Source organism: Brevundimonas sp. LjRoot202, from assembly GCF_964253355.1.
Taxonomy (GTDB): domain Bacteria; phylum Pseudomonadota; class Alphaproteobacteria; order Caulobacterales; family Caulobacteraceae; genus Brevundimonas.
Map to the genome: position 1 here is coordinate 27660 of NZ_CAXUQW020000007.1, position 19094 is coordinate 46753.

The window sequence follows — 19094 nt, forward strand, 5'->3', positions numbered from 1 at the left end:
CTGCGCCGGCCCCATGGTTTCGTCAATCGGTCAGCGGGAGGGGAAATCAATCGCTCTCGGAATCGTCGTCCGAAACGACCACGACCGCGGCGGCGATCACGCCGGCGATCGCCAGGAGACCGATCACGGGAATGCCGAGGAACTCGCTGGAACTCCCGGCCTCCGCCCCTACGCGATCTCCAACGCGGGCGGTCGCGCTTTGGCTGGTGGCGGCGGCCTGACCCGCGATCAGCAGTGATCCGGCGGCGAGGGCGGCAAGCGTCTTCTTCATGTTATCTCTCTCGATTGGCCCCGATCGCAAACCGGATTGAGCGTGTTCGGTTCCCCTTCCCGCCCATCTTCCGGCTGAACAACGGTCGCCGAACCGGGGCGTCTGCCGCCGTCGAGCTCGGCGGATCAGGGTTCGAGCTCGATGTCCCAGTAGAGGTAGTCCAGCCAGCTCTGGTGCAGGTAGTGCGGCGGGAAGCGGCGGCCGAACTCCTGCAGTTGCCAGGCGCTGGGCCGGTGCGGCGCGCGGCGCATCGGCATGCCGGCCTGCTGGGGCGTGCGCCCGCCCTTCCTCAGATTGCAGGGGCTGCAGGCGGCGACGATGTTCTCCCAGGTCGTACGTCCGCCCCGGCTGCGCGGGATGACATGGTCGAAGGTCAGTTCGGTCGTCGCGTTGCAGTACTGGCAGGCGAAGCCGTCGCGCAGGAAGACGTTGAAGCGGGTGAAGGCGGGCTGTCGGTCCTGATCGACGTAGTTCTTCAGCGCGATCACGCTGGGCAGGACGATCTCCATCGAGGGGCTGCGGACGACCTTGTCGTAGGTCGAGACGACGTCGACGCGGTCCTGGTACACCGCCTTGACCACTTCCTCCCACGGCCAGATCGACAGCGGATAATAGGACAGCGGCCGGAAGTCAGCGTTGAGCACCAGCGCGGGCCAGCCGGACGGGGGACGGCTCAGGACCTGCATCAGGCCCTCGCCGTGTGGACGAGGCTTATTGACGCGACCGGACTGAAGACACGTCTCCTTCCCTGGCTATGCCCCGAATCTACGCCTGATTCGACAGCTTGGCGATGACGCGGCGATGAGGGTTTTACAACGCTCAGCCGCGCGCCGTGCTCCCGGGGAAGGACGGCAGGCTCCAGCCCCAGGTCAGGGCGCCGGCGCGCAGGGCGAAACCGCATGGGGCGGCGATCAGGGCGGCGCCCAGATTGGACAGGCCGAGGGCTTTCAACGCGACATAGGCCGTGGCCGCCACCAGGGCCGCCGTGACGGTGATCTCGCGCCGCAACAGGATGGACGGCTGGCCGGCCAGCAGATCGCGCACGACGCCGCCGAAGCAGGCCGTCAGGGCGCCCATGATGATGCAGAGCAGCGGCGCGCCGCCCACCGCCTCGGTCTTGGCCGCGCCAAGAACCCCGTAGGCGGCCAGGCCGACCGCATCGAGCCACAGCAAGGCCCGGAAACGCCACGCCCGCTGGCCCAGGAACCAGACGACCAACGCCGCCGCCAGGCAGATGGCAATGTAGCGCCAGTCCTGCACCCAGAAGACCGGCGCGTCGATGAGAAGGTCGCGCAGGGTGCCGCCGCCGACGCCGGTGATCGCCGCGAAGAAGGCCAGGGTGACCAGATCATGCTTCTCTCGCGCGGCGGCCAGGGCGCCGGTCGCGCCGAACACGGCGACGCCGGCGTAGTCGAGCACGTAGAGGGTCGGCAGGATCGGCTCGCTGAGAGCCTCGAGCGTCGGAGCGTCGATCACGGATACGGTTCCTCCAGCGCGATCTCGCCGCGCTTGACCGCTCCATACCACCCCCAGAGCAGATGCGCCGCAACGCTGCGGTGAGGACGCCAGGCTTCGGCCCGTGCATAGGCCTCCTTCTCGCGCGGACGCAGCGCGGCGCCGTCGGCCCAGCGCATCGCCTCTTGCAGCGCGATGTCCCCGGCGGGGAAGACGTCCCGACGCCCTTCGCAGAACATCAGGAAGGTCTCGGCCGTCCACTTGCCGACGCCCTTGATCGCCACGAGCCGGTTGATCGCCTCCTCGTCCGAAAGCCGCTCGAGGTGATCGAAATCGGTCCGGCCCTCGACATGGGCCAGAGCGATCTCGTGCCCATAGGTCGCCTTCTGGATCGACAGACCAAAGCTGCGCAGCGTTTCGATGTCCGTGGCCAACACGCGGTCGGGCGTCACCTCACCGCCCAGGCCCGCCTCGACCCGCGCCCAGATCGCGGCGGCCGAGGCGAGAGAAACCTGCTGATCGACGATCATGTGAAACAGGCCCTCGAACCCGCCCACCCGTCGTCGCCATTCGAAGGCGGGGGTCTGGGCATGGGCGCGCGCCAGCAACGGGTCGATTTCGACAATGATCCGCCGCGCCGCGTCGATGTCGTCCAGCCAGTAGGGTCTCTGCATGCGGCGACCCTAGCGGCGGCTTCGCACGTCACAAGCATCGGATGTGATCGCGTCCGGTTCCCGCTATCCTGCACGGATGTTCGTCACCCGCTTCGCCCCCTCGCCCACCGGCCGGCTGCACAAGGGCCACGCCTTCTCCGCCCTGGCGGCGTGGGGTGCGGCCAGGGCCGCCGGCGGGCGGTTCCTGGTGCGCATCGAGGACATCGATCCGACCCGCTGCCGCCCCGAATTCGAAGCGGGCATTCTCGAGGACCTCGCCTGGCTGGGGCTGGACTGGGAGCAACCGGTGCGGCGGCAATCGGACCATCTGACCGACTACGCCGGCGTGGTGGACGTGCTGGACCGGCGCGGCCTGCTGTACCGCTGCTTTCGCACCCGCAAGGATATCCTCGACGCCATCGGCGATGCGCCGCACGGCCCCGCCGAAGCGGTCCGTCCGGGGCCGCATCCGGCCGACGAGGAGGCGACCCTGCTGGCCAACGGGCGGCCGTTCGCCTGGCGGCTGTCGCTCGACCGGGCGCGCGAGGCGCTTGGCGCACGCGCTTGGGAGGCGCTGGCCTTCGTCGAGGAGGGCGAAGCCCCCGCCGGCGAACGCGGGTTGATCCGGGCCAGGCCTGAAACCGCGGGCGATGTCGTGGTGGCGCGCAAGGACGCCGGAGCCGCCTACCACGTCGCGGTCACCCATGACGACGACCTGCAGGGCGTCACCCATGTGATCCGGGGCCAGGACCTGTTCGAGGCGGCGCACGTGCAGGTGCTGCTGCAGGCGCTGATGGGGTGGCCGACGCCGGTCTATCGCCACCACCGGCTGCTGACCGGCGAGGACGGCCGGCGGTTCGCCAAGCGGGATCAGTCGGTGACGCTGGAGCAGCTGAGGGCCGAAGGCGTCAGCCCGGTGACGCTGCGGGCGGAACTGGGTTTCTAGGCGGCCAGACGGCCCGCCGCCTTCGAGGCCGGGAAGATCACCTCGGGATCGGGCGCCTCGACCTCCGCGCCCGGGCCGCCGATGCGGCGCAGGATGTGGCGGATGATGTTGAGCCGGGCGGTCTTCTTGCGGTCGGTCGAGACCACCGTCCACGGCGCGGACCCGGTGTCGGTCTCGGCCAGCATGCGATCCCGGGCCGCGGAATAGGCGTCCCAGCGTTTCTGCCCCTCCGCGTCGAGCGAAGAGACCTTGAATCGCTTGAGGGGATCGTCGACGCGCTCGGCCAGTCGTTCGGCCTGTTCTTCCCGGGAGATGTCGAGCCACAGCTTGATCAGCAATATCCCCTCGTCGACCAGCATGTCCTCGAACCGCGGCGCTTCCTTGAGAAACATCGCGTGCTGCTCCGGCGTACAGAACCCCATCACCGGCTCCACCCCCGCCCGATTGTACCAGGAGCGGTTGAAGATCACCGTCTCGCCCGCCGCCGGCAGATAGGGCGCGTAACGCTGGAAATACCACTGGCTGGTCTCGCGCTCGGTCGGCTTGGGCAGCGCCACCACCCGGGTCTGGCGCGGGGCCATGTATTCGGTGATCCGCTTGATCGCCCCGTCCTTGCCGGCGGCGTCGCGGCCCTCGAACACGATGAGGATCCGCTTGCCGGTCTCGATCGCCCAGGCCTGGGTCTCGACCAGCAGGACCTGCAGCTTCACCAGTTCCTTCTCGTAGGCGTCGTTCTTCTTTCCCATGCCGGGACCTTGAGGCCGCCGCCCGGGTCGGGCAAGCCTGTTCGAGCAGCGGCGCGGGAGCGAACCGATGGACCGACGGACGGTGATGAGCGTGATCGGGGCGGCGGCGGTCATGGGCCTCGCCCGACCGGCCCGCGCGCGAGAGACGCCGGACGCGGTGCTGGACGCCGTCTTCGCGGAGCACGCCCCGCCCGCGCTCGCGGCGGGGATCATCGGTCGCGACGGCCTGCGCTGGTCGGGCGTACGCGGGGTGCGGCGGGTCGGCTCCTCCGACGCGGCCACACTCGCGGACCGCTGGCACCTCGGCTCGAACACCAAGGCCATGACGGCGGCGGTCTATGGCCGGCTGGTCGAGCGCGGCCTGACCCGCTGGGGCCGGCCGATGATCGACATCTTCCCGGAGATCGCCGCCCACCCTGCCTGGGAAGGGGTGACGGTCGAGCAACTGATGTCGCATCACGCCGGCCTGCGCGACGACGACCTGCTGCCGCGCGATCTTCGGGTCGCCGCGCGCGACGATCCGCGGCCGATCATCGAGCAACGGCTGGATCGGGTGCGGGCGGCGCTGGCCGCAGAGCCCGGCGGGATGGTCGGGGCCTACGCCTACGCCAACATAAACTACATCCTCGCCGGCGCGGCCATCGAGCGGATCACCCGCAGGTCGTGGGAGGCGGCGATGAAGGCCGAACTGTTCGAGCCGCTGGGCATCACCACCGGCGGGTTCGGCGCGCCCGAAGGCGACCAGCCGTGGGGTCACCAGACCCTCGCCGGGGTCATGACGCCGCTGGATCCAGACCTCAAGCCCGACAATCCGCCGCTGATGGGGCCGGCCGGAACCGTGCACATGAGCCTGCCCGACTACGCCAGGTTCCTGCGCCTGTTCCTGACAGGGGGCGACGGCGTACTGAACCGGTCCACCATCGAGGCCCTGGGCACGCCCGGGGCAGGCGCGGGCCGCGCCTATGCGCTGGGGTGGGCTGTCGAGCAGATGGAGTGGGCCAACGGTCCGGTCCTGCTGCACGAGGGCTCCAACACCCTGTGGCAGGCCATCGCCCTGCTCGATCCGGCGGGAGGCGTCGGCTACGTCGCCCTGACCAACGAGTCGACGCGCGGCGCACCGGCGGTCCGCGCCCTGGTCCAGCGGCTGGCTGGCGCGCCGGGGGACTGAGCCCGGAATGGATCGCGATTTCGCCGATTTCTGGAACCTGCTGTGGGAGGTCGGGCTGGGGCTGTGCGCGGCCTTCGCCCTGCTCAACGCCTTCGCGCCGCACCAGGACCTGCCATGGAAGCCGCTGGATCTGAGCCATCCGATCGGCCAGGCGACGGCGGCCAAGGTGGCCGATTTCGAGCTGACCCGCACCGCCGCGGCCGAGGAGGTCAAGGCCGTCACCGACGCCTGCATCCAGGTGCTGCGCGAGGCGGGCGTCACGGTCGAGCGGGCCCCGGACCGCGACGACGGCGGCTTCTGCGTCGTGCGCGGGGCGGTCAGGATCACCGGCGGGGCGGTGACGCCGCTGGCCCCCGGCGGCCTGGTCATGCAGTGCCCGCTGGCGGTGCGGTATGTCATCTGGGACCGCCAGGTGCTGCAGCCGGCGGCCATGGCGACGTTCGGATCGCGGGTCGCGCGGGTTGAGAACTACGGCTCCTATTCGTGCCGGCGCATCTATGGCCAGACCGACGTCTCGGTGCGGCCGTCCGAGCACGCGCGGGCCAATGCGCTGGACATCGCTGGGGTGACGCTGGCCGACGGCAGGACCGTGTCGGTGGCCGGCGACTGGGCCGGCGCGGGCCGGCGAGGGCCCGAGGGACGGGCCTTCCTGAAGCGCATCCGCAACGGGGCCTGCCGGGTGTTCTCGACCGTTCTGACCCCCGACTACAACGAGGCCCACGCCGACCACCTGCATCTGGACGGGGCGCCGCGCGGCCTGTGCGCCTGAGCCGTTCCGGCCCGCCGGTTTCGGTTTGCGGTTGACCGCCCCGGCTTTGCGCGAGACAAAGTCGCCGCAGTCCGGATTTCGCGCGGCGTCCACACCCGTGCTCGCTCCTTCGCTGAATGAGCTCGTCCAGATGGGCTGACGGGCGCTCCCGGAAGGGGCGTCTGCCTGGAAAGCGCGTTCACGGAGACGCAGACATGGCGACCGGCACGGTCAAGTGGTTCAACCCCACCAAGGGCTTCGGCTTCATTCAACCCGACGGCGGCGGCCAGGACGTGTTCGTCCACATCACCGCCGTCCAGAAGGCGGGCCTGCAAGGCCTCGATGAAAACGCCAAGGTCGAATACGAGCTGGAATCCCAGCGCGGCAAGACCTCGGCGGTGGACCTCAAGCTCCTCTGAGCTGACCCACCTCCGATCTATGAGACGGGCGCGGCGGCCACGGCTTCCGCGCCTTTCTTGTTTCAGGCCGCGATCGTCGGCCCTTCGGGACCTCCCGACCCGACGCGGCCGGGTGTCTTTTTGCGTGTCGCCCACTGCGCCAGCACCACCCCGCCCAGCAGGGCCGCGCCGCCGGTCAGCTGGATCGCGGTCATGGTCTCGGCGAACAGCCACCAGCCGAGCAGGGCCGCGACGACGGGCTGGATCAGCACGGTGACGGCGGTCAGGGCGGCCGGCAGCCGGCCCAGCGACCAGGCCACCCCGCCCTGCCCGATCACATGCATCAGCCCCATGGCCGCGCAGGCCGCCCAGCCCGCCGCCGAGCCGGGCAGCAGCGGCTCGCCCAGCGCCAGCGACACCCCCAGCAGCAGCGGCGCGCCCAGCGCCGTCGACCACAGCATGACCCGCCCGGCCGAGGCCGTCCCCCGCGCGTGCTTCACCACCAGGAAATAGCCCGCGTACCAGAGCGCCGTGATCGCGGCGAAGGCGTCGCCCAGCCGGGGGTTCGAGCCCTGCCGCCCGTCGGCCCCGGCCGACATGGCGAAGGCTCCGCCCAGCGCCAGCGCCAGGGCCAGCACGAACAGGGCCCGCGGCCGCTCCCTGAACAGGACCCAGGCGACCAGGGTCACCACCACCGGCGTCAGATTGGTCAGCACCGTCGCATTGGCCACCGAGGTGAAGGCGATGCCGTAGTGCCAGAAGCTGAGGTCGAGCACGAAGAACAGCGCCGCCAGCGCCATCCATTTCGTGGGCCGCCCCGTCCCCGCCCCGTCTCCGCCCAGCGCCCTCGGCCGCGCGGTCAGCACCAGCAGCAGCGGCACGGCGAAGGCCAGCCGCCAGAAGGCCGCCGCCGCCGGCCCGGCATCAGCGAGCCGCACGAGGATCGGGGCCAGCCCCAGCACGGCGGCGGAGACGACCAGGACGGCGAGGGCGGCGGCGCGGGGCGAAAGCATGAGCGCCGTATAGGCCGACCTCGCGCCTCCCGTCTCCTCCCTGATCGCCCCCCGCATCGCCATCAGCGTCGGCGCCGCCTGAGCCGCATCAGGGCCGCGGCGGGGAGCAGGGCGGCGGCGGCCCAGGCGCCGGCGACGTTCAGGCCGCGCGGGCGCTCGCGCACCACCCCGGCGGCCGGGTCGGGCGCCTCGAGGTCGGCCGAGGCGGCCATCGTCCCGGCGGCCTCCTGTTCCTGCAGCGGGGTCTGGGTCATCGGCTCATCCTCAGTCGATCGGGCTCATCGGGGTCGAAGCCGGACCGGCGGCCGGGGAGCGGTCGCCCCGGTCGGTCGAGGGGCCGCCGCCGCAGCGTTCGAACTCCTCGCGGTAGCGGTCGGCGAGGCGGTCCTGGCGGTCGGCCTTGTCCTTGAGGTGCAGGAACCAGCTCGATTCCTCCTCGTACATATGGGTCAGCACCGCGCCCTCGATGTGCTTCAGCTTGTCCTTCCATTCGGGGGTCGAGGGGGCGATATTTTCCCACTCGGCCATCTGCATCTTGGCGGCGGTCTGCTCGTGGTAGGCGTGGCCGGCGTGCATCTTGTCCCCGGCCTGGGCGAGGGCCGGATACAGCACCACCTCCTCGGCCATGGCGTGGGCGTTGAGGATGACGGCCAGCTCTTTCATGGCCACGACGCGCGCCTCGGCCGACTCGGCGGCGTGGCAGGCGGCGAAGCGGGCGCGGATCTCGTCGTGGTGGTCGAGCACCTGCCACAGCCAGCCGCCGTGGCTGGCGATGGCGCGGGCGTTGGCGGTCGCTTCGGTGCGGGCCTGTTCGGGCGGCAGGGGGGTGATCTTGCCGAGAACCTTGTCGATGACGGACATGGGCGGGGTTTCCTTGCGGTGGCCAGGGGGTCGCCAAGGCAACCGGGCGCGCGGGGCGAGGTTCCCGGCAAATGGCCGGGTTGGCCCTGTCATTGGAAAATCGCGAAACCCTGTCATCCCGACACTCCCGGACCCTCGTCGTCGGTGCTGTCTGGAGGGCCGATCTCGGCGTATTCGGGCGGCAGGGGGCGGCCGGCGGCGAGGTCCTCGGCGAGGTGCAGGGCCTTCTCGCGCACCCAGCGGCGGGTCAGGGCGTGGCCGGCCTCGGCGTCGCGCGCCTGCTCGGCCGGATCGTATTCGACCCATTCGAACAGGGCGTCGAGGCGGGCGATCTCGGACGCCGCCCGGGCCAGCCGCAGGGCGGTCAGGCCGCGGCCGCCGCGCACAGCCTCGGCGGCGGCGGCCAGGGTGCGACGTGCCAGGTCGTTGGGGCGGATCTGGATCGGCGACGACCAGGCGGCGACCACGTCGTCCTCGGTCAAGGGGGCGTCGGGGTCGGGCGGCAGGTTGGGCGCGGCGAGGACGCCGGCAGGACCCGTCGGCGGGGTGCGGCCGAGCGGCCAGGGGGTCGAGCGGGCGGCGAAGTCGCGCTTGGTCCAGCCCTCGCGCCGGGCGCGGCGGCGCAGGGCGGTCTCGGACACGCCGAAGCGGGCGGCGACGGCAGGGGCGGACAGGCCGGACAGATAGGCCCCGCGGATCAGGCTCCAGGTCTCGGGGCTGGCGGTGACGTAACGGGTGTGCGGCAGGCGGGCGTTCATGTGCGAGTCCCCTCTCCGATGTTGGAGGGGATTGTAGCGGGTGGGGGCGTCAGAAGCGGTCGTAAGGGGTGCGGGATGGTCGGGTGGCGACCGTGATTGGCCGGGAGGACAGGGTATGGGTTGGCAGGGTTTTCCTTCTCACCCCCGGGGGAGAAGGTGGCCCGGCAGGGCCGGATGAGGGGGCTGTCGGCGCTCGCTTTGCCGCCAGCCGGTCCGGAATGGGGCCTACCCCTCATCCACCCCTCCGGGGCACCTTCTCCCCCAAGGGGAGAAGGATCAGGTGCGGCGGTAGCGGCCGCGACCGTCGAACGCCAGCCAGCCCCGGTCGCGGAGCACCTGCAGCTGCTGCCTGATCTTGGGGCGGACGTTGTGGTTGCCGGGATAGAGCGCCGCCAGCCGGGCTTCGTGGGCGTAGACGTCGGCGAGAGTGAACTCCGGCCGCCCGATCGCCTCCACCGCCCCCATGACAGCCAGCAGCCAGCCGCGCGCGTTCAGCCCCGCCTCGCGCAGGAACAGCGTCGCGGCCCAGGCGGCGCGGACCTCGGGCTGCGGGCGCGGGGCGCCGTGCTGGATCAGGGGGATGCGGCCGGCGGCGGGGACGTCCTTCAGCCGGATGGTGCAGCCCTGCCAGCCGGCGCGGCGGGCGTCGGGGCCCAGCGGCGCGCGCGGCCGGATGATCGCCTCGGTGAAGAAATGGCGCGGCACGACGATCAGTTCGCTGACGCGATGCGCCGCGCGGTCGTAGCCCATGACGAACAGGCTGGGATTGTTCGCCGCCGCCAGCCGCTGCTTCATCGCTCCCCACGCCCCCGCCGGCAGCACCCCGGCTACGGCGCCCTGCCCGGACTTGAGCTCGTACTCCTCGCCGCAGGCGGCGCAGCGGAAGTCGCCGACGCGGGTGTTGTTGGGCAGGGGCGGCAGCCGGTCGGCCGGACAGGCGGGGCAGAAGCCGTGCTCGGCCATCCAGCCCTCGGTCAGATGGCGCGCCTGCTGGGTTGCGCTGGTGTAGGCGGCGCTCGGCTCGGCGAAGCCGAGACTGCACCACGAGTTGGTATCGTCCCCCATCCACCCACCGTAGCGAGTGATGGGTCAGAGGGTTAGCCCTTGGCGTGCACGACACGCCAGGTCCCAGCAGGTTCTTTATAGGTGACCGCTAAACCGCTGGCCGATCGAGAGCAGCGGGAAGCGCGAAGCCGAAGATAATCCAAGCCACAACCAAAGTCACGATTAGCAAGAATAGGTTCGGCACCATTTTATGTATGGCGATTGAAATTCTATAAACTATCCGCGCCGTCCAGCCGATCCAGTTGAACTCGTGCCTCCTATCCAGTTGAACTTCTTTGAAGTCTAGGAGGCTGTGGTTTATCGCATATTTGTGGATAACATTATTGTATTGCGCGTGGATTGCCAGCACCTCCTCCAGAGGAACTTCTCCTCTAGCCTCAAGTACGCCGCGCAGGTGGTTGAGTTCCATTGCGCTCCGCTGGTGTTGATCCGCTTTAATTGCGTTCTGGCTAGCGTTCTGAAGCAATGAGGAAGCAAGAATAATGATTGCCAGCGCTACAGATACTAGGTCGATGCGGGATGAATAGTACGGTGGCAAACTGATAAATCTACCGAAGACCGTCAATATAATGAGATAGGACGACGTAAGCGCTGTGAGGCGGGTGAATCCGGCTTCTCTGTCCGCTAAGCGCCGCGCTGCAGCGAATCTTGCTCTGGCCGTTATCCCTAGATCCCACAGGAGCTGCTGGGTGGGCGTCCGGAGCACCGCAGGTCGCTCAGGTTCTCGCGCCAGTTCAACCTCGCGATTGGATTTCGAGAAAAGCTTCGAGATGTCGAATTTCATACGATCGCCCCCGATGGAGATGGCGTGCCAATCATGGTTCTTACAGATGCGGCTGCCAAGTGGTTCAGCAGCATCTTGTACTGGGAGGAAACCCGCTTCTTGGATGCAGCCTTCGTACACGCATTGTATAAATCGTTCGCTGCCTTGTGAGAACCTGATGAAATAAACCTAAGGAATACCGCATAGTCGTAGAGTAGGTGCTCGGCTGGTTCATTTGATGGAAGCACAAAACTCAGCAGAGCCCGCCTCGGCGCATCTTCGTGTCTGATAGATCGCACATACTGAACAAACTGGGTGGCTTCCGCTGCTGCATGCGAATACGCCGCATTCATCGCATCGAGCATTGAGGCTCGATCTGCTGCCGAAGCTACAACCATCCCGGCCAAGACGACCCTGAGGTCTGGCGAGACAATACAAGTATCGAATAGCGCTTTGGCGGAGGGCCAATGACCGGCATGCCGGCATAGGAAGAGCGCCGCCTGTAGGCGCACATACGGATCGACAGTCGTATCCCCACACCAATTCTCACACATCGTAAATGCTGTGGGCGGAAACCAGCTGAACTTCCGTAGCGCCGCGAGCATTTCCGCACGTTGGTAAGGAAATGCAATCTCGTCCTTTGCCAACGCATCCCACATGCGCGCGGGCTCACCAATCAAATGAGGGAACCGGCGGGCTATCCTCTGGAAATCCCTCGTGACTTTATACGCAGGGTTTGCGAGCGCCTCCCGGGCGATCCTGTTAACGCCGGTCCGACGCCCAAGCTGTTCGTGATAGGACGCCCATCTCCTCAGCACTCGAAGATTCAAATCACTGAAGGGCGCTCTGCTCCCGTGGATACGAAGGGCACCTTTAGAATCCCCCTTGTTTTTGGCGATGGCATCGAGCGAGACAACTGCCGCGGCTTTATTGCTCGCTACAAGAGGCCTCACAGCGTCCAGGAGAGATAGCCTGTTGTCGCTGATGAGCCGCAGCGCGTCGCTTGACGGTAATATTGAAGTCTTAGCCGTTTGAAGGTTTAATTTTGATTTCCGTATTTGACTTTCCAGCGCGAGGGCTGCCCGAGTTGCGGTCAGATGGTCTTTGGCGACGATACGGATATCATCCATATACCTGAAGTATATTGCATCTTTCCGATCAAAAGTAGTGTCGAAAAAGTCGTCAACAGGCTTGAGATAGAAATTTCCCAAAAAGCTGGATATCGAGTTGCCTTGCGGAATGCCTCTATCGACTTGAAGACCATCATGCGTGAAGGTCTGCCAAGCCTTAAGGTGTCTTATGAGTAAATTTATTGTTCTCGGAGATGACGGTTGATACCGATTCAAAAGGGAGCGCAGTATAGATAATTGTATATTTTCATAATATCCTGAGATATCGGATATCACCATATATTTATAACGCGGACTACGTAGGACAGCTCTGCTAGCAGCGTCGAACTTCGGCCATAACGCATACCACGGCTCAAATGAATCGATGTATCGACTTACAGTAGATTTTTTCAGGAATGGAAAATCGGATACGTCGTTTTCGTCGAACATTCCGCGTGCAGTTATCTTATCAGGAGTCGCGCCTTTAAGACTTTTCTTAATGCGCCAACTCCAGACAGAGCTCGACAGGTGCCTATCAAGTGGTGGAGCGATACACATTATTACTGCCTGAAGCAGTATTCTGTCCCGGTATGGCATAATAGTTCCGGGTCGCTGTGAATAGGTCGACTTAGGAACTAAGATCGGCACTGCCGAACTCGGCATGTATCGATCAGCTTCGAGAGAGGAAATTATCTCCCGGATTACTGCCTCCCGACGATGCGTCGCAATCTGACGCTCTATATAGGAGTCGTAGAAATCGACTCGACTGTCCTTGTCAACAAGGTGAGCGGCGCGGTTTAGTATCTTGGGATCACGGAGATACTTCCAGAACTCATCTCTATCGTTGCCCGACAAATTCAACCCCCGCCACCAGTCAAAGTGGTAGCCTGAGCGTCAACACCCGGCAAGCAGTCTGCGAAAACCGCCACATCGGCGGCCAGCCGATCCGCTAGACAACTGGTTGGGGCACCATGCGTCGTCCTGGCATTCTAGCCGATTGGCTTCCTCGGACTGCAACCCGTGCGCCCCGAGCGCCCTACGGCGGCTGTGCCGCCGCCCCCTATCGCCCCTTCCGGAACGCCTCCGCCTTCTCCGCCGCCGCGTCGGCCCGCCAGCGCTTCGGCGCCGTCTTGTCGACCGCCTCCCCCTCCGCGGTCAGCACCTCGTTGGCGAACTCCAGGTCCAGCAGCTTCATCCGCTTGATCTCGTCCCGCAGCCGCGCCGCCTCCTCGAACTCGAGGTTGGCGGCGGCGTTGCGCATGCGGCCTTCGAGGTCCTTCAGGGCGGCCTGGAAATTGGTCCCCACGAACGGCTTGGACGCCTCGGCCACGCCCGGCGCCGTCAGGCGGTCGAGTTCGCGGCTCTCGTAGGGGCTGGCCATGATCTCCTTGATGTCGCGCTTGACCGACTCCGGGGTGATGCCGTGTTCCTCGTTGTAGGCCTGCTGCTTCTCCCGCCTGCGGTTGGTCTCGGCGATGGCGCGCTCCATCGAGCCGGTCATGCGGTCGGCGTAGAGGATCACCTTGCCGTCGACGTTGCGGGCGGCGCGGCCGATGGTCTGGATCAGGCTGGTCTCGGAGCGCAGGAAGCCCTCCTTGTCGGCGTCGAGGATGGCGACCAGGCCGCACTCGGGGATGTCGAGACCCTCGCGCAGCAGGTTGATGCCGATCAGGACGTCGAAGGCGCCGAGGCGCAGGTCGCGCAGGATCTCGATCCGCTCGAGGGTGTCGACGTCGGAGTGCATGTAGCGGACGCGGACGCCCTGCTCGTGCATGTACTCGGTCAGGTCCTCGGCCATCTTCTTGGTCAGGACGGTGACGAGGGAGCGGTAGCCGGCGCGGGCGACGGCCTTCACCTCGTCGATGACGTCGTCGACCTGGTTGCGCGTGTCGCCTGAGACGGGGCGGATCTCGACGGGGGGGTCGATCAGGCCGGTGGGGCGGATGACCTGTTCGGTGAAGACGCCGCCGGTGCGCTCCATCTCCCACGGGCCCGGGGTGGCGCTGACGAACAGGGTCTGGGGGCGCATGGCGTCCCATTCGTCGAACTTGAGCGGGCGGTTGTCGATGGCGCTGGGCAGGCGGAAGCCGTATTCGGCCAGGGTCGACTTGCGGCGGTAGTCGCCGCGGTACATGGCGCTGATCTGGCCGACGGTGACGTGGCTCTCGTCGACGAACAGCAGGGCGTTGTCGGGGATGTATTCGAAGAAGGTCGGCGGCGGCTCGCCGGGGGCGCGGCCGGTCAGCCAGCGGGAGTAGTTCTCGATGCCGGCGCAGGAGCCGGTGGCCTCCATCATCTCCAGATCGAAGCGCACGCGTTGCTCCAGGCGCTGGGCCTCCAGCAGCTTGCCGTTCTCGACCATCCAGTCGAGCGTCTCCTTGAGCTCGGCCTTGATGCCGCCGATGGCCTGGTTGAGCGAGGGGCGCGGGGTGACGTAGTGGCTGGCGGCGTAGACGGTGATCTCGTCGAGGTCGGCGGTCTTCCTGCCGGTCAGGGGGTCGAACTCCTGGATGGATTCCAGTTCGTCGCCGAACAGCTGGATGCGCCAGGCGCGGTCCTCCATGTGGACCGGGAAGACCTCGAGCGTGTCGCCCCGCTTGCGGAACATGCCGCGCTCGAAGGCGGCGTCGTTGCGCTTGTACTGCAGGGCGATCAGGTCGGCGCGCAGCTTGGCCTCGTCGATCTGGTCGCCGACCTTCAGAGTGAAGGTCATGGCGGTGTAGGTCTCGACCGAGCCGATGCCGTAGATGCAGCTGACCGAGGCCACCACGATGACGTCGTCCCGCTCGAGGATCGCCCGCGTCGCCGAGTGGCGCATCCGGTCGATCTGCTCGTTCACCGAGCTGTCCTTCTCGATATAGGTGTCGGTGCGCGGGACGTAGGCCTCGGGCTGGTAGTAGTCGTAGTAGCTGACGAAATACTCGACGGCGTTGTCGGGGAAGAAGGATTTGAACTCGCTGTAGAGCTGGGCGGCGAGGGTCTTGTTGTGGGCGAGGATCAGGGCCGGGCGCTGGGTCTGTTCGATGACCTTGGCCATGGTGAAGGTCTTGCCCGAGCCGGTGACGCCCAGCAGGACCTGGTCGCGTTCGCCGGTTTCAGCCGTGGCGACGAGCTCGGCGATGGCGGCGGGCTGGTCGCCGGCGGGGGTGTATTTGGTCTCGAGCCGGAAGGGGATGTGCTTGCGGTTGTCCGGGCGGTCGGGGCGGTGCGGGGTCCAGTCGCTGGGCGCGCCGGGAGCCTCCTCGGGGGTCAGGCGCGGGCCGGTGACCGGCGCGAACATCGGGGCGCGGTTCGACTTCACCGCCGGGTCGAAGATGAACTTCGCCGGGGCCTCGCCGAGACCGGACTGGCCGGGGACGTGGACGGGCTTGCTGGGGGAACGGGCCATGAACGCAATCTAGGCGGCGGGAGGCGACAGCGCCACAACGTCCAGCGCCGGCGGGGGATGCGGGCGGCCGGCTGCTGACAGCAGGGTGTCAGCAGGCGTCAGGTCCCGTCGGCTTGCCGCCGCCGCATGGTTCGGTGAAGCTGCGGCGGAACGGGAGATCACGGGGATGCGGGCGGGTTCACGGATGGCGGCGCTGGCGTTGGGGCTGCTGCAGGCGGCGACGGCGGGCGGCGCGGCGGCGCAGACCCCGGCGGGACCGGCCCGGGCGGAGCGGCCGCCCCAGGCGCAGTGCGAGGCGGTGCGCGACATCGACTTCGAGGCGATGGCGCGCGAGCGGGCCCGCCTGCCGGTCGCGACCGGACGGCCGGTAGTGGACATGCTGGACGTGGTGCGCATCCCCGACTGGGCGGCCAGGCGGCCGCCGGCGGATGCGCCGGTGGTGATCCGGGCGCGGATGCCGCCGGGCGGGGGCTACGGTTCCGACCACCGCTCCGTGGTGTGGCGCGAGGCGGACGGGAGCTGGTGGTTCTGGCGGCACAGCGTCAACGAAGGTTCGCCGCTGCCGCCGCCCGTGCCGCCCCAGGGCCTGAGCGCAGACGAGGCGCGGGCCTGGAGCGCCGAACAGGGCGCCGGCCGCACGGACGAGGAGCGCTGGTGGCCGCCGAAGGAGGGCCGGCTGTCGGCCGCCAAGGCGGCCGAGATGGAGGCGGCGTGGAGCGATCCCTGCCGCGCCTGGGATCCCGACTGGTGGCCGCGCGACCTGCCGCTGAACCGGCGCATCGACGGCTCGCGCCGGCGGCTGTGCCCGCAGGACAGCTCAGGCATCGTCGCCGACATGGCCGAGGCCGGCGGATCCCCGCGGCGGGTCGGCGGCGCCTGCATCAACGGCACGCCGACCTACCGGATGATCCAGATCGCCGCCTACGCCGCCGCCGACGAGTCGCGCTAAGGGCGCCAGAGCTTGTCCGGGGCCGCCGGAAGGACGATGTCCCTGTCCGAAAGCCGCGAGACGGGCGGCCGGTCCCCCCGGCATGACCGGACTGACAAGGAGACACCCGATGACCGCCTTCCGCGACCTGCACCGATCCGGCCTGCTGATCCTGCCCAACGCCTGGGACGGGGGTTCGGCGGCGCTGATGCGCTCGCTGGGGGCGAAGGCGATCGCCACCACCAGCGCGGGCGTGGCCTGGGCGCTGGGCTGGCCGGACGGGGACGCCCTGCCGGTCGAACGGGTGGTGCAGGCGACGCGGGACGTGGTCCGCGCGGCGCAGGGGCTGCCGGTCTCGGTCGATTTCGAGGGTGGCTATTCCGACGATCCCGCCAAGGTCGCGGCGGCGGCCCGGACGGTGGTCGAGGCGGGGGCGCAGGGGATCAATATCGAGGACGGCGGCGGCTCGCCGGAGGCGCTGGCGGCCAAGATCGCGGCGATCCGGGCGGCGGTCGGGCCCGAGCTGTTCATCAACGCCCGCTGCGACGTGTGGCTGGCCGGCGTGGGCGCGGCCGGGACGCGCGTGGCCGAGGCGGCGCGGCGCGGGGCGATCTACCGGGCGGCGGGGGCGGACGGGCTGTTCGCGCCGGGCCTGGTCGACGAGGCGGGCATCGCGGAGCTGGTCAAGGCGACGGAGGCGCCGCTGAACCTGCTGGCCTTCCCCGGCCTGCCGGACGCGCGGACGCTGGAAGCGCTGGGCGTGCGGCGGCTGAGCGCGGGATCGGGGATCGTCGGGGCGGCGCTGGGCCGTGCGGCGGCGCTGACCCGCGGCTTCCTCGAGGACGGGCGGTCGGCGCCGCTGATGGAGGGGGCGCTCGGCTGGGGCGAGCTGAACGCGCTGATGCCGAAGAGCCGATGAGCGACGCGCCCGCCCACCTGACCCTGTCGTGGCTGAACAGCCCGATCGGCCCGCTGGCCCTGGCCTGCGACGGCGAGAGCGTGTTGCGCGGCCTGTCGTTCGGCGACGGATTGGTCAAGGCGATGCGGCGGGAGTACCCGGATGCAGCCCTGGCCGACGGCGCGGCCCCGGCGGCGTTGGCGCGGACCATCGCCGCCTATTTCGACGGCGACCGCGAGGCCCTGACGCGGGCGCCGTGGTCGCTGGACGGGGCGGTCGCGGGCGACGGTTTCCACGCCCGGGTGTGGCGGGCGCTGGCCGGGGTGCCGGCGGGGGTGACCATCAGCTACGGCGAGATGGCGAAGCGCGCGGGCGAGCCCGGCGCGGCGCAGGCGGCGGGGGTGGCGCTGAATCGCAACCCCATCCCGCTGGTGCTGGCCTGCCATCGCGTTATCGGAGCGGACGGGGCGCTGGTCGGCTTCGGCGGCGGGCTGGAGCGCAAGGGCTGGCTGCTAAGGCACGAGGGCGCGCTGCTGATCTAGCCGAACAGGCCGGCCAGTTCGCGCCCCGCCAGCACGCAGAACAGCACGCCACCGGCGCCGAGCATGGCGTTGGACAGCCAGCCGCTGCGCCATTCGGCCGGCGTGCGCCCGGAGTTGAGCAGCCAGATCAGGGTCAGGGCGAGGAAGGGCATGAACAGGGCGCCGAGCGCGCCATAGGCGACGATCAGGCCGAAGGGCCGGTCCATGAACAGCAGGGCCATGGGCGGGAAGGTCAGCCACAGCAGGTAGCCGCGGTAGGCGGGGCTGGCCTCGCCCGTCGTCGCCGGATCGCCCTCCCCTTGCCGGACCGGGCGGCCGCGCAGGTGGGCCCAGAAATCGGCGAACATCAGGCTGACCCCCTGCCACACCCCGATCAGCGACGAGAAGCTGGCGGCGAAGAAACCGATCAGGAACAGGATGCCGACGACGTCGCCGAAGCGCTCGCGCAGCACGCCGTCGAGGTCAAGCAGGCCGCGCTCGCCGCCGGCCAGGGCGATGTTCGAGGCATGGAGCAGCTCGGCGCCGACGATCAGCATGGCGATGACGAAGACGCCGGTGACGGCGTAGCCGACGCGGTTGTCGAGCCGCATGACCTTCATCCAGGCCGGACCGCGCCAGCCCTTCTGGCCGATCCAGTAGCCGTAGGCGGCCAGGGTGATGGTGCCCCCCACCCCGCCGATCAGGCCGAGGGTGTAGTAGGCCGAGCCGGGCGGCAGGGTCGGCGCGAGGCCGCGGGCCAGCGCGGGCAGGTCCGGGGCGACGATCACCGCCAGGGCCGTGACGGTGACGAACATCACCGCCACCAGCGCGGTCATCACCTTCTCGAACACCGGGTAGCGGTTGAACCAGACCATCACCAGGCCGGTCACGCCGAAGATCATGGCCCAGGCCTTCAGATCGAGCGCCAGCGGCGTGCCGTCCAGCAGCGCCGCCACCGGCAGGGCCGAGGCGGTCATGGCGGTAGCCCCGTAGACGAAGCCCCAGACCACCACATAGACGCCGAAATAGACGCTGGCCCAGTTAAGACGGCCGCCGAACCAGCCCGGCCCGAGACTGGACCAGCCATCGAAGATGGTCCGGCCGGAGGCGAGCGCCCAGCGGCCCACCGCCTCGGCCAGCGAGATCTTCAGCAGCGTGCCGAGCACCGCCGCCCACAGCAGGGCGTAGCCGAACATGGAGCCGGCGATCAGGGTCGCGACAAGATCACCGGCCCCGACGCCGGTGGCGGCCGCGACGAGACCGGGACCGATCAGGCGCCAGCGGGAGCCGGGGGCGGGGGCGGTGTCGGGCTCGGTCATGCGGCGGAAGCTCCTGTACGCGGAAGCTTAGCCGGAAGACGGGCCGGTTGTCGCGGTGCGCTGTCGGCCACGCCATGGGCGGCCGG

The 19094-nt window shown here is 68.6% G+C and carries 21 protein-coding genes; 7 read left to right on the forward strand and 14 right to left on the reverse strand.

Features of this window, described 5'->3' with window-relative positions; all coding sequences use genetic code 11:
- Window positions 1-46 precede the first annotated feature (46 nt).
- The 4 genes from ACSQ1L_RS12145 to ACSQ1L_RS12160 form a co-directional block, all read right to left on the reverse strand.
- A complete protein-coding gene (locus ACSQ1L_RS12145; protein ID WP_435995008.1) occupies window positions 47-271 on the reverse strand; it encodes a hypothetical protein in 225 nt (74 codons plus the stop codon).
- Between the two features lie 125 nt (window positions 272-396).
- Window positions 397-957: an HNH endonuclease gene (locus ACSQ1L_RS12150; protein WP_435995009.1), complete on the reverse strand. Its 561-nt coding sequence runs from the start codon at window positions 955-957 to the stop codon at window positions 397-399.
- A 133-nt stretch (window positions 958-1090) separates the two neighbouring features.
- Window positions 1091-1747 (reverse strand): trimeric intracellular cation channel family protein, encoded by a 657-nt coding sequence (locus tag ACSQ1L_RS12155; protein ID WP_435995010.1) that lies wholly within the window; start codon window positions 1745-1747, stop codon window positions 1091-1093.
- The gene (locus ACSQ1L_RS12160) at window positions 1744-2400 is read right to left on the reverse strand and encodes a DNA-3-methyladenine glycosylase family protein (protein WP_435995011.1); all 657 of its coding nucleotides are present in this window, start codon (window positions 2398-2400) and stop codon (window positions 1744-1746) included. Before ACSQ1L_RS12160 ends, ACSQ1L_RS12155 begins: the two co-directional genes overlap by 4 nt.
- Window positions 2401-2476: 76 nt before the next feature.
- Here ACSQ1L_RS12160 and gluQRS point away from each other — a divergent pair, with 76 nt between their 5' ends.
- Window positions 2477-3325: a tRNA glutamyl-Q(34) synthetase GluQRS gene (gene gluQRS / locus ACSQ1L_RS12165; RefSeq protein ID WP_435995012.1), complete on the forward strand. Its 849-nt coding sequence runs from the start codon at window positions 2477-2479 to the stop codon at window positions 3323-3325.
- On the opposite strand, the gene ppk2 is transcribed toward gluQRS, so the two are convergent.
- The gene (ppk2, locus tag ACSQ1L_RS12170) at window positions 3322-4071 is read right to left on the reverse strand and encodes a polyphosphate kinase 2 (protein WP_435995013.1); all 750 of its coding nucleotides are present in this window, start codon (window positions 4069-4071) and stop codon (window positions 3322-3324) included. The two genes, gluQRS and ppk2, sit on opposite strands and share 4 nt — an antisense overlap.
- A gap of 67 nt (window positions 4072-4138) precedes the next feature.
- Between ppk2 and ACSQ1L_RS12175 the strand changes: the two genes are divergently transcribed.
- The 3 genes from ACSQ1L_RS12175 to ACSQ1L_RS12185 all read left to right on the forward strand — a co-directional run bounded on the left by ACSQ1L_RS12175 (window position 4139) and on the right by ACSQ1L_RS12185 (window position 6406).
- Window positions 4139-5239: a serine hydrolase domain-containing protein gene (locus tag ACSQ1L_RS12175; RefSeq protein WP_435995014.1), complete on the forward strand. Its 1101-nt coding sequence runs from the start codon at window positions 4139-4141 to the stop codon at window positions 5237-5239.
- Between the two features lie 7 nt (window positions 5240-5246).
- A complete protein-coding gene (locus ACSQ1L_RS12180; protein WP_435995015.1) occupies window positions 5247-6008 on the forward strand; it encodes an extensin-like domain-containing protein in 762 nt (253 codons plus the stop codon).
- 194 nt (window positions 6009-6202) lie between these two features.
- Window positions 6203-6406: a cold-shock protein gene (locus ACSQ1L_RS12185; protein ID WP_183254651.1), complete on the forward strand. Its 204-nt coding sequence runs from the start codon at window positions 6203-6205 to the stop codon at window positions 6404-6406.
- Between the two features lie 62 nt (window positions 6407-6468).
- Here ACSQ1L_RS12185 and ACSQ1L_RS12190 read toward each other — a convergent pair whose 3' ends face one another.
- The 8 genes from ACSQ1L_RS12190 to uvrB all read right to left on the reverse strand — a co-directional run bounded on the left by ACSQ1L_RS12190 (window position 6469) and on the right by uvrB (window position 15234).
- On the reverse strand, window positions 6469-7398 hold the full coding sequence (locus ACSQ1L_RS12190) for a DMT family transporter (RefSeq protein WP_435995016.1): 930 nt from the start codon (window positions 7396-7398) through the stop codon (window positions 6469-6471).
- Between the two features lie 62 nt (window positions 7399-7460).
- Window positions 7461-7652, reverse strand: coding sequence for a hypothetical protein (locus ACSQ1L_RS12195; protein ID WP_435995017.1), 192 nt, complete (start codon window positions 7650-7652; stop codon window positions 7461-7463).
- A gap of 10 nt (window positions 7653-7662) precedes the next feature.
- Window positions 7663-8259 (reverse strand): hemerythrin domain-containing protein, encoded by a 597-nt coding sequence (locus ACSQ1L_RS12200; protein ID WP_435995018.1) that lies wholly within the window; start codon window positions 8257-8259, stop codon window positions 7663-7665.
- Window positions 8260-8372: 113 nt separating this feature from the next.
- A complete protein-coding gene (locus ACSQ1L_RS12205) occupies window positions 8373-9017 on the reverse strand; it encodes a hypothetical protein (RefSeq protein WP_435995019.1) in 645 nt (214 codons plus the stop codon).
- 276 nt (window positions 9018-9293) lie between these two features.
- Window positions 9294-10082 carry a DpnI domain-containing protein gene (locus ACSQ1L_RS12210; protein WP_435995020.1) on the reverse strand — a complete coding sequence of 263 codons (789 nt, stop codon included), beginning with the start codon at window positions 10080-10082 and terminating at the stop codon, window positions 9294-9296.
- An 88-nt stretch (window positions 10083-10170) separates the two neighbouring features.
- Window positions 10171-10866, reverse strand: a complete 696-nt coding sequence (locus tag ACSQ1L_RS12215) for an SLATT domain-containing protein (RefSeq protein ID WP_435995021.1) — start codon at window positions 10864-10866, stop codon at window positions 10171-10173.
- Window positions 10863-12404 (reverse strand): RNA-directed DNA polymerase, encoded by a 1542-nt coding sequence (locus tag ACSQ1L_RS12220; RefSeq protein ID WP_435995022.1) that lies wholly within the window; start codon window positions 12402-12404, stop codon window positions 10863-10865. The genes ACSQ1L_RS12215 and ACSQ1L_RS12220 overlap by 4 nt, the downstream gene beginning before the upstream one ends.
- Before the next feature lie 610 nt (window positions 12405-13014).
- Complete coding sequence (uvrB, locus tag ACSQ1L_RS12225) at window positions 13015-15234, reverse strand: excinuclease ABC subunit UvrB (protein ID WP_435995106.1); 2220 nt, start codon at window positions 15232-15234, stop codon at window positions 13015-13017.
- Window positions 15235-15508: 274 nt separating this feature from the next.
- Here uvrB and ACSQ1L_RS12230 point away from each other — a divergent pair, with 274 nt between their 5' ends.
- The 3 genes from ACSQ1L_RS12230 (at window position 15509) to ACSQ1L_RS12240 (ending at window position 17710) form a co-directional block, all read left to right on the forward strand.
- Window positions 15509-16291, forward strand: a complete 783-nt coding sequence (locus tag ACSQ1L_RS12230; RefSeq protein ID WP_435995023.1) for a hypothetical protein — start codon at window positions 15509-15511, stop codon at window positions 16289-16291.
- Window positions 16292-16400: 109 nt separating this feature from the next.
- Window positions 16401-17189 (forward strand): isocitrate lyase/PEP mutase family protein, encoded by a 789-nt coding sequence (locus ACSQ1L_RS12235; RefSeq protein WP_435995024.1) that lies wholly within the window; start codon window positions 16401-16403, stop codon window positions 17187-17189.
- Window positions 17186-17710, forward strand: a complete 525-nt coding sequence (locus ACSQ1L_RS12240) for a methylated-DNA--[protein]-cysteine S-methyltransferase (protein WP_435995025.1) — start codon at window positions 17186-17188, stop codon at window positions 17708-17710. The genes ACSQ1L_RS12235 and ACSQ1L_RS12240 overlap by 4 nt, the downstream gene beginning before the upstream one ends.
- Here ACSQ1L_RS12240 and ACSQ1L_RS12245 read toward each other — a convergent pair.
- Window positions 17707-19008, reverse strand: a complete 1302-nt coding sequence (locus ACSQ1L_RS12245) for an Nramp family divalent metal transporter (protein ID WP_435995026.1) — start codon at window positions 19006-19008, stop codon at window positions 17707-17709. The two genes, ACSQ1L_RS12240 and ACSQ1L_RS12245, sit on opposite strands and share 4 nt — an antisense overlap.
- Window positions 19009-19094 lie beyond the last annotated feature (86 nt).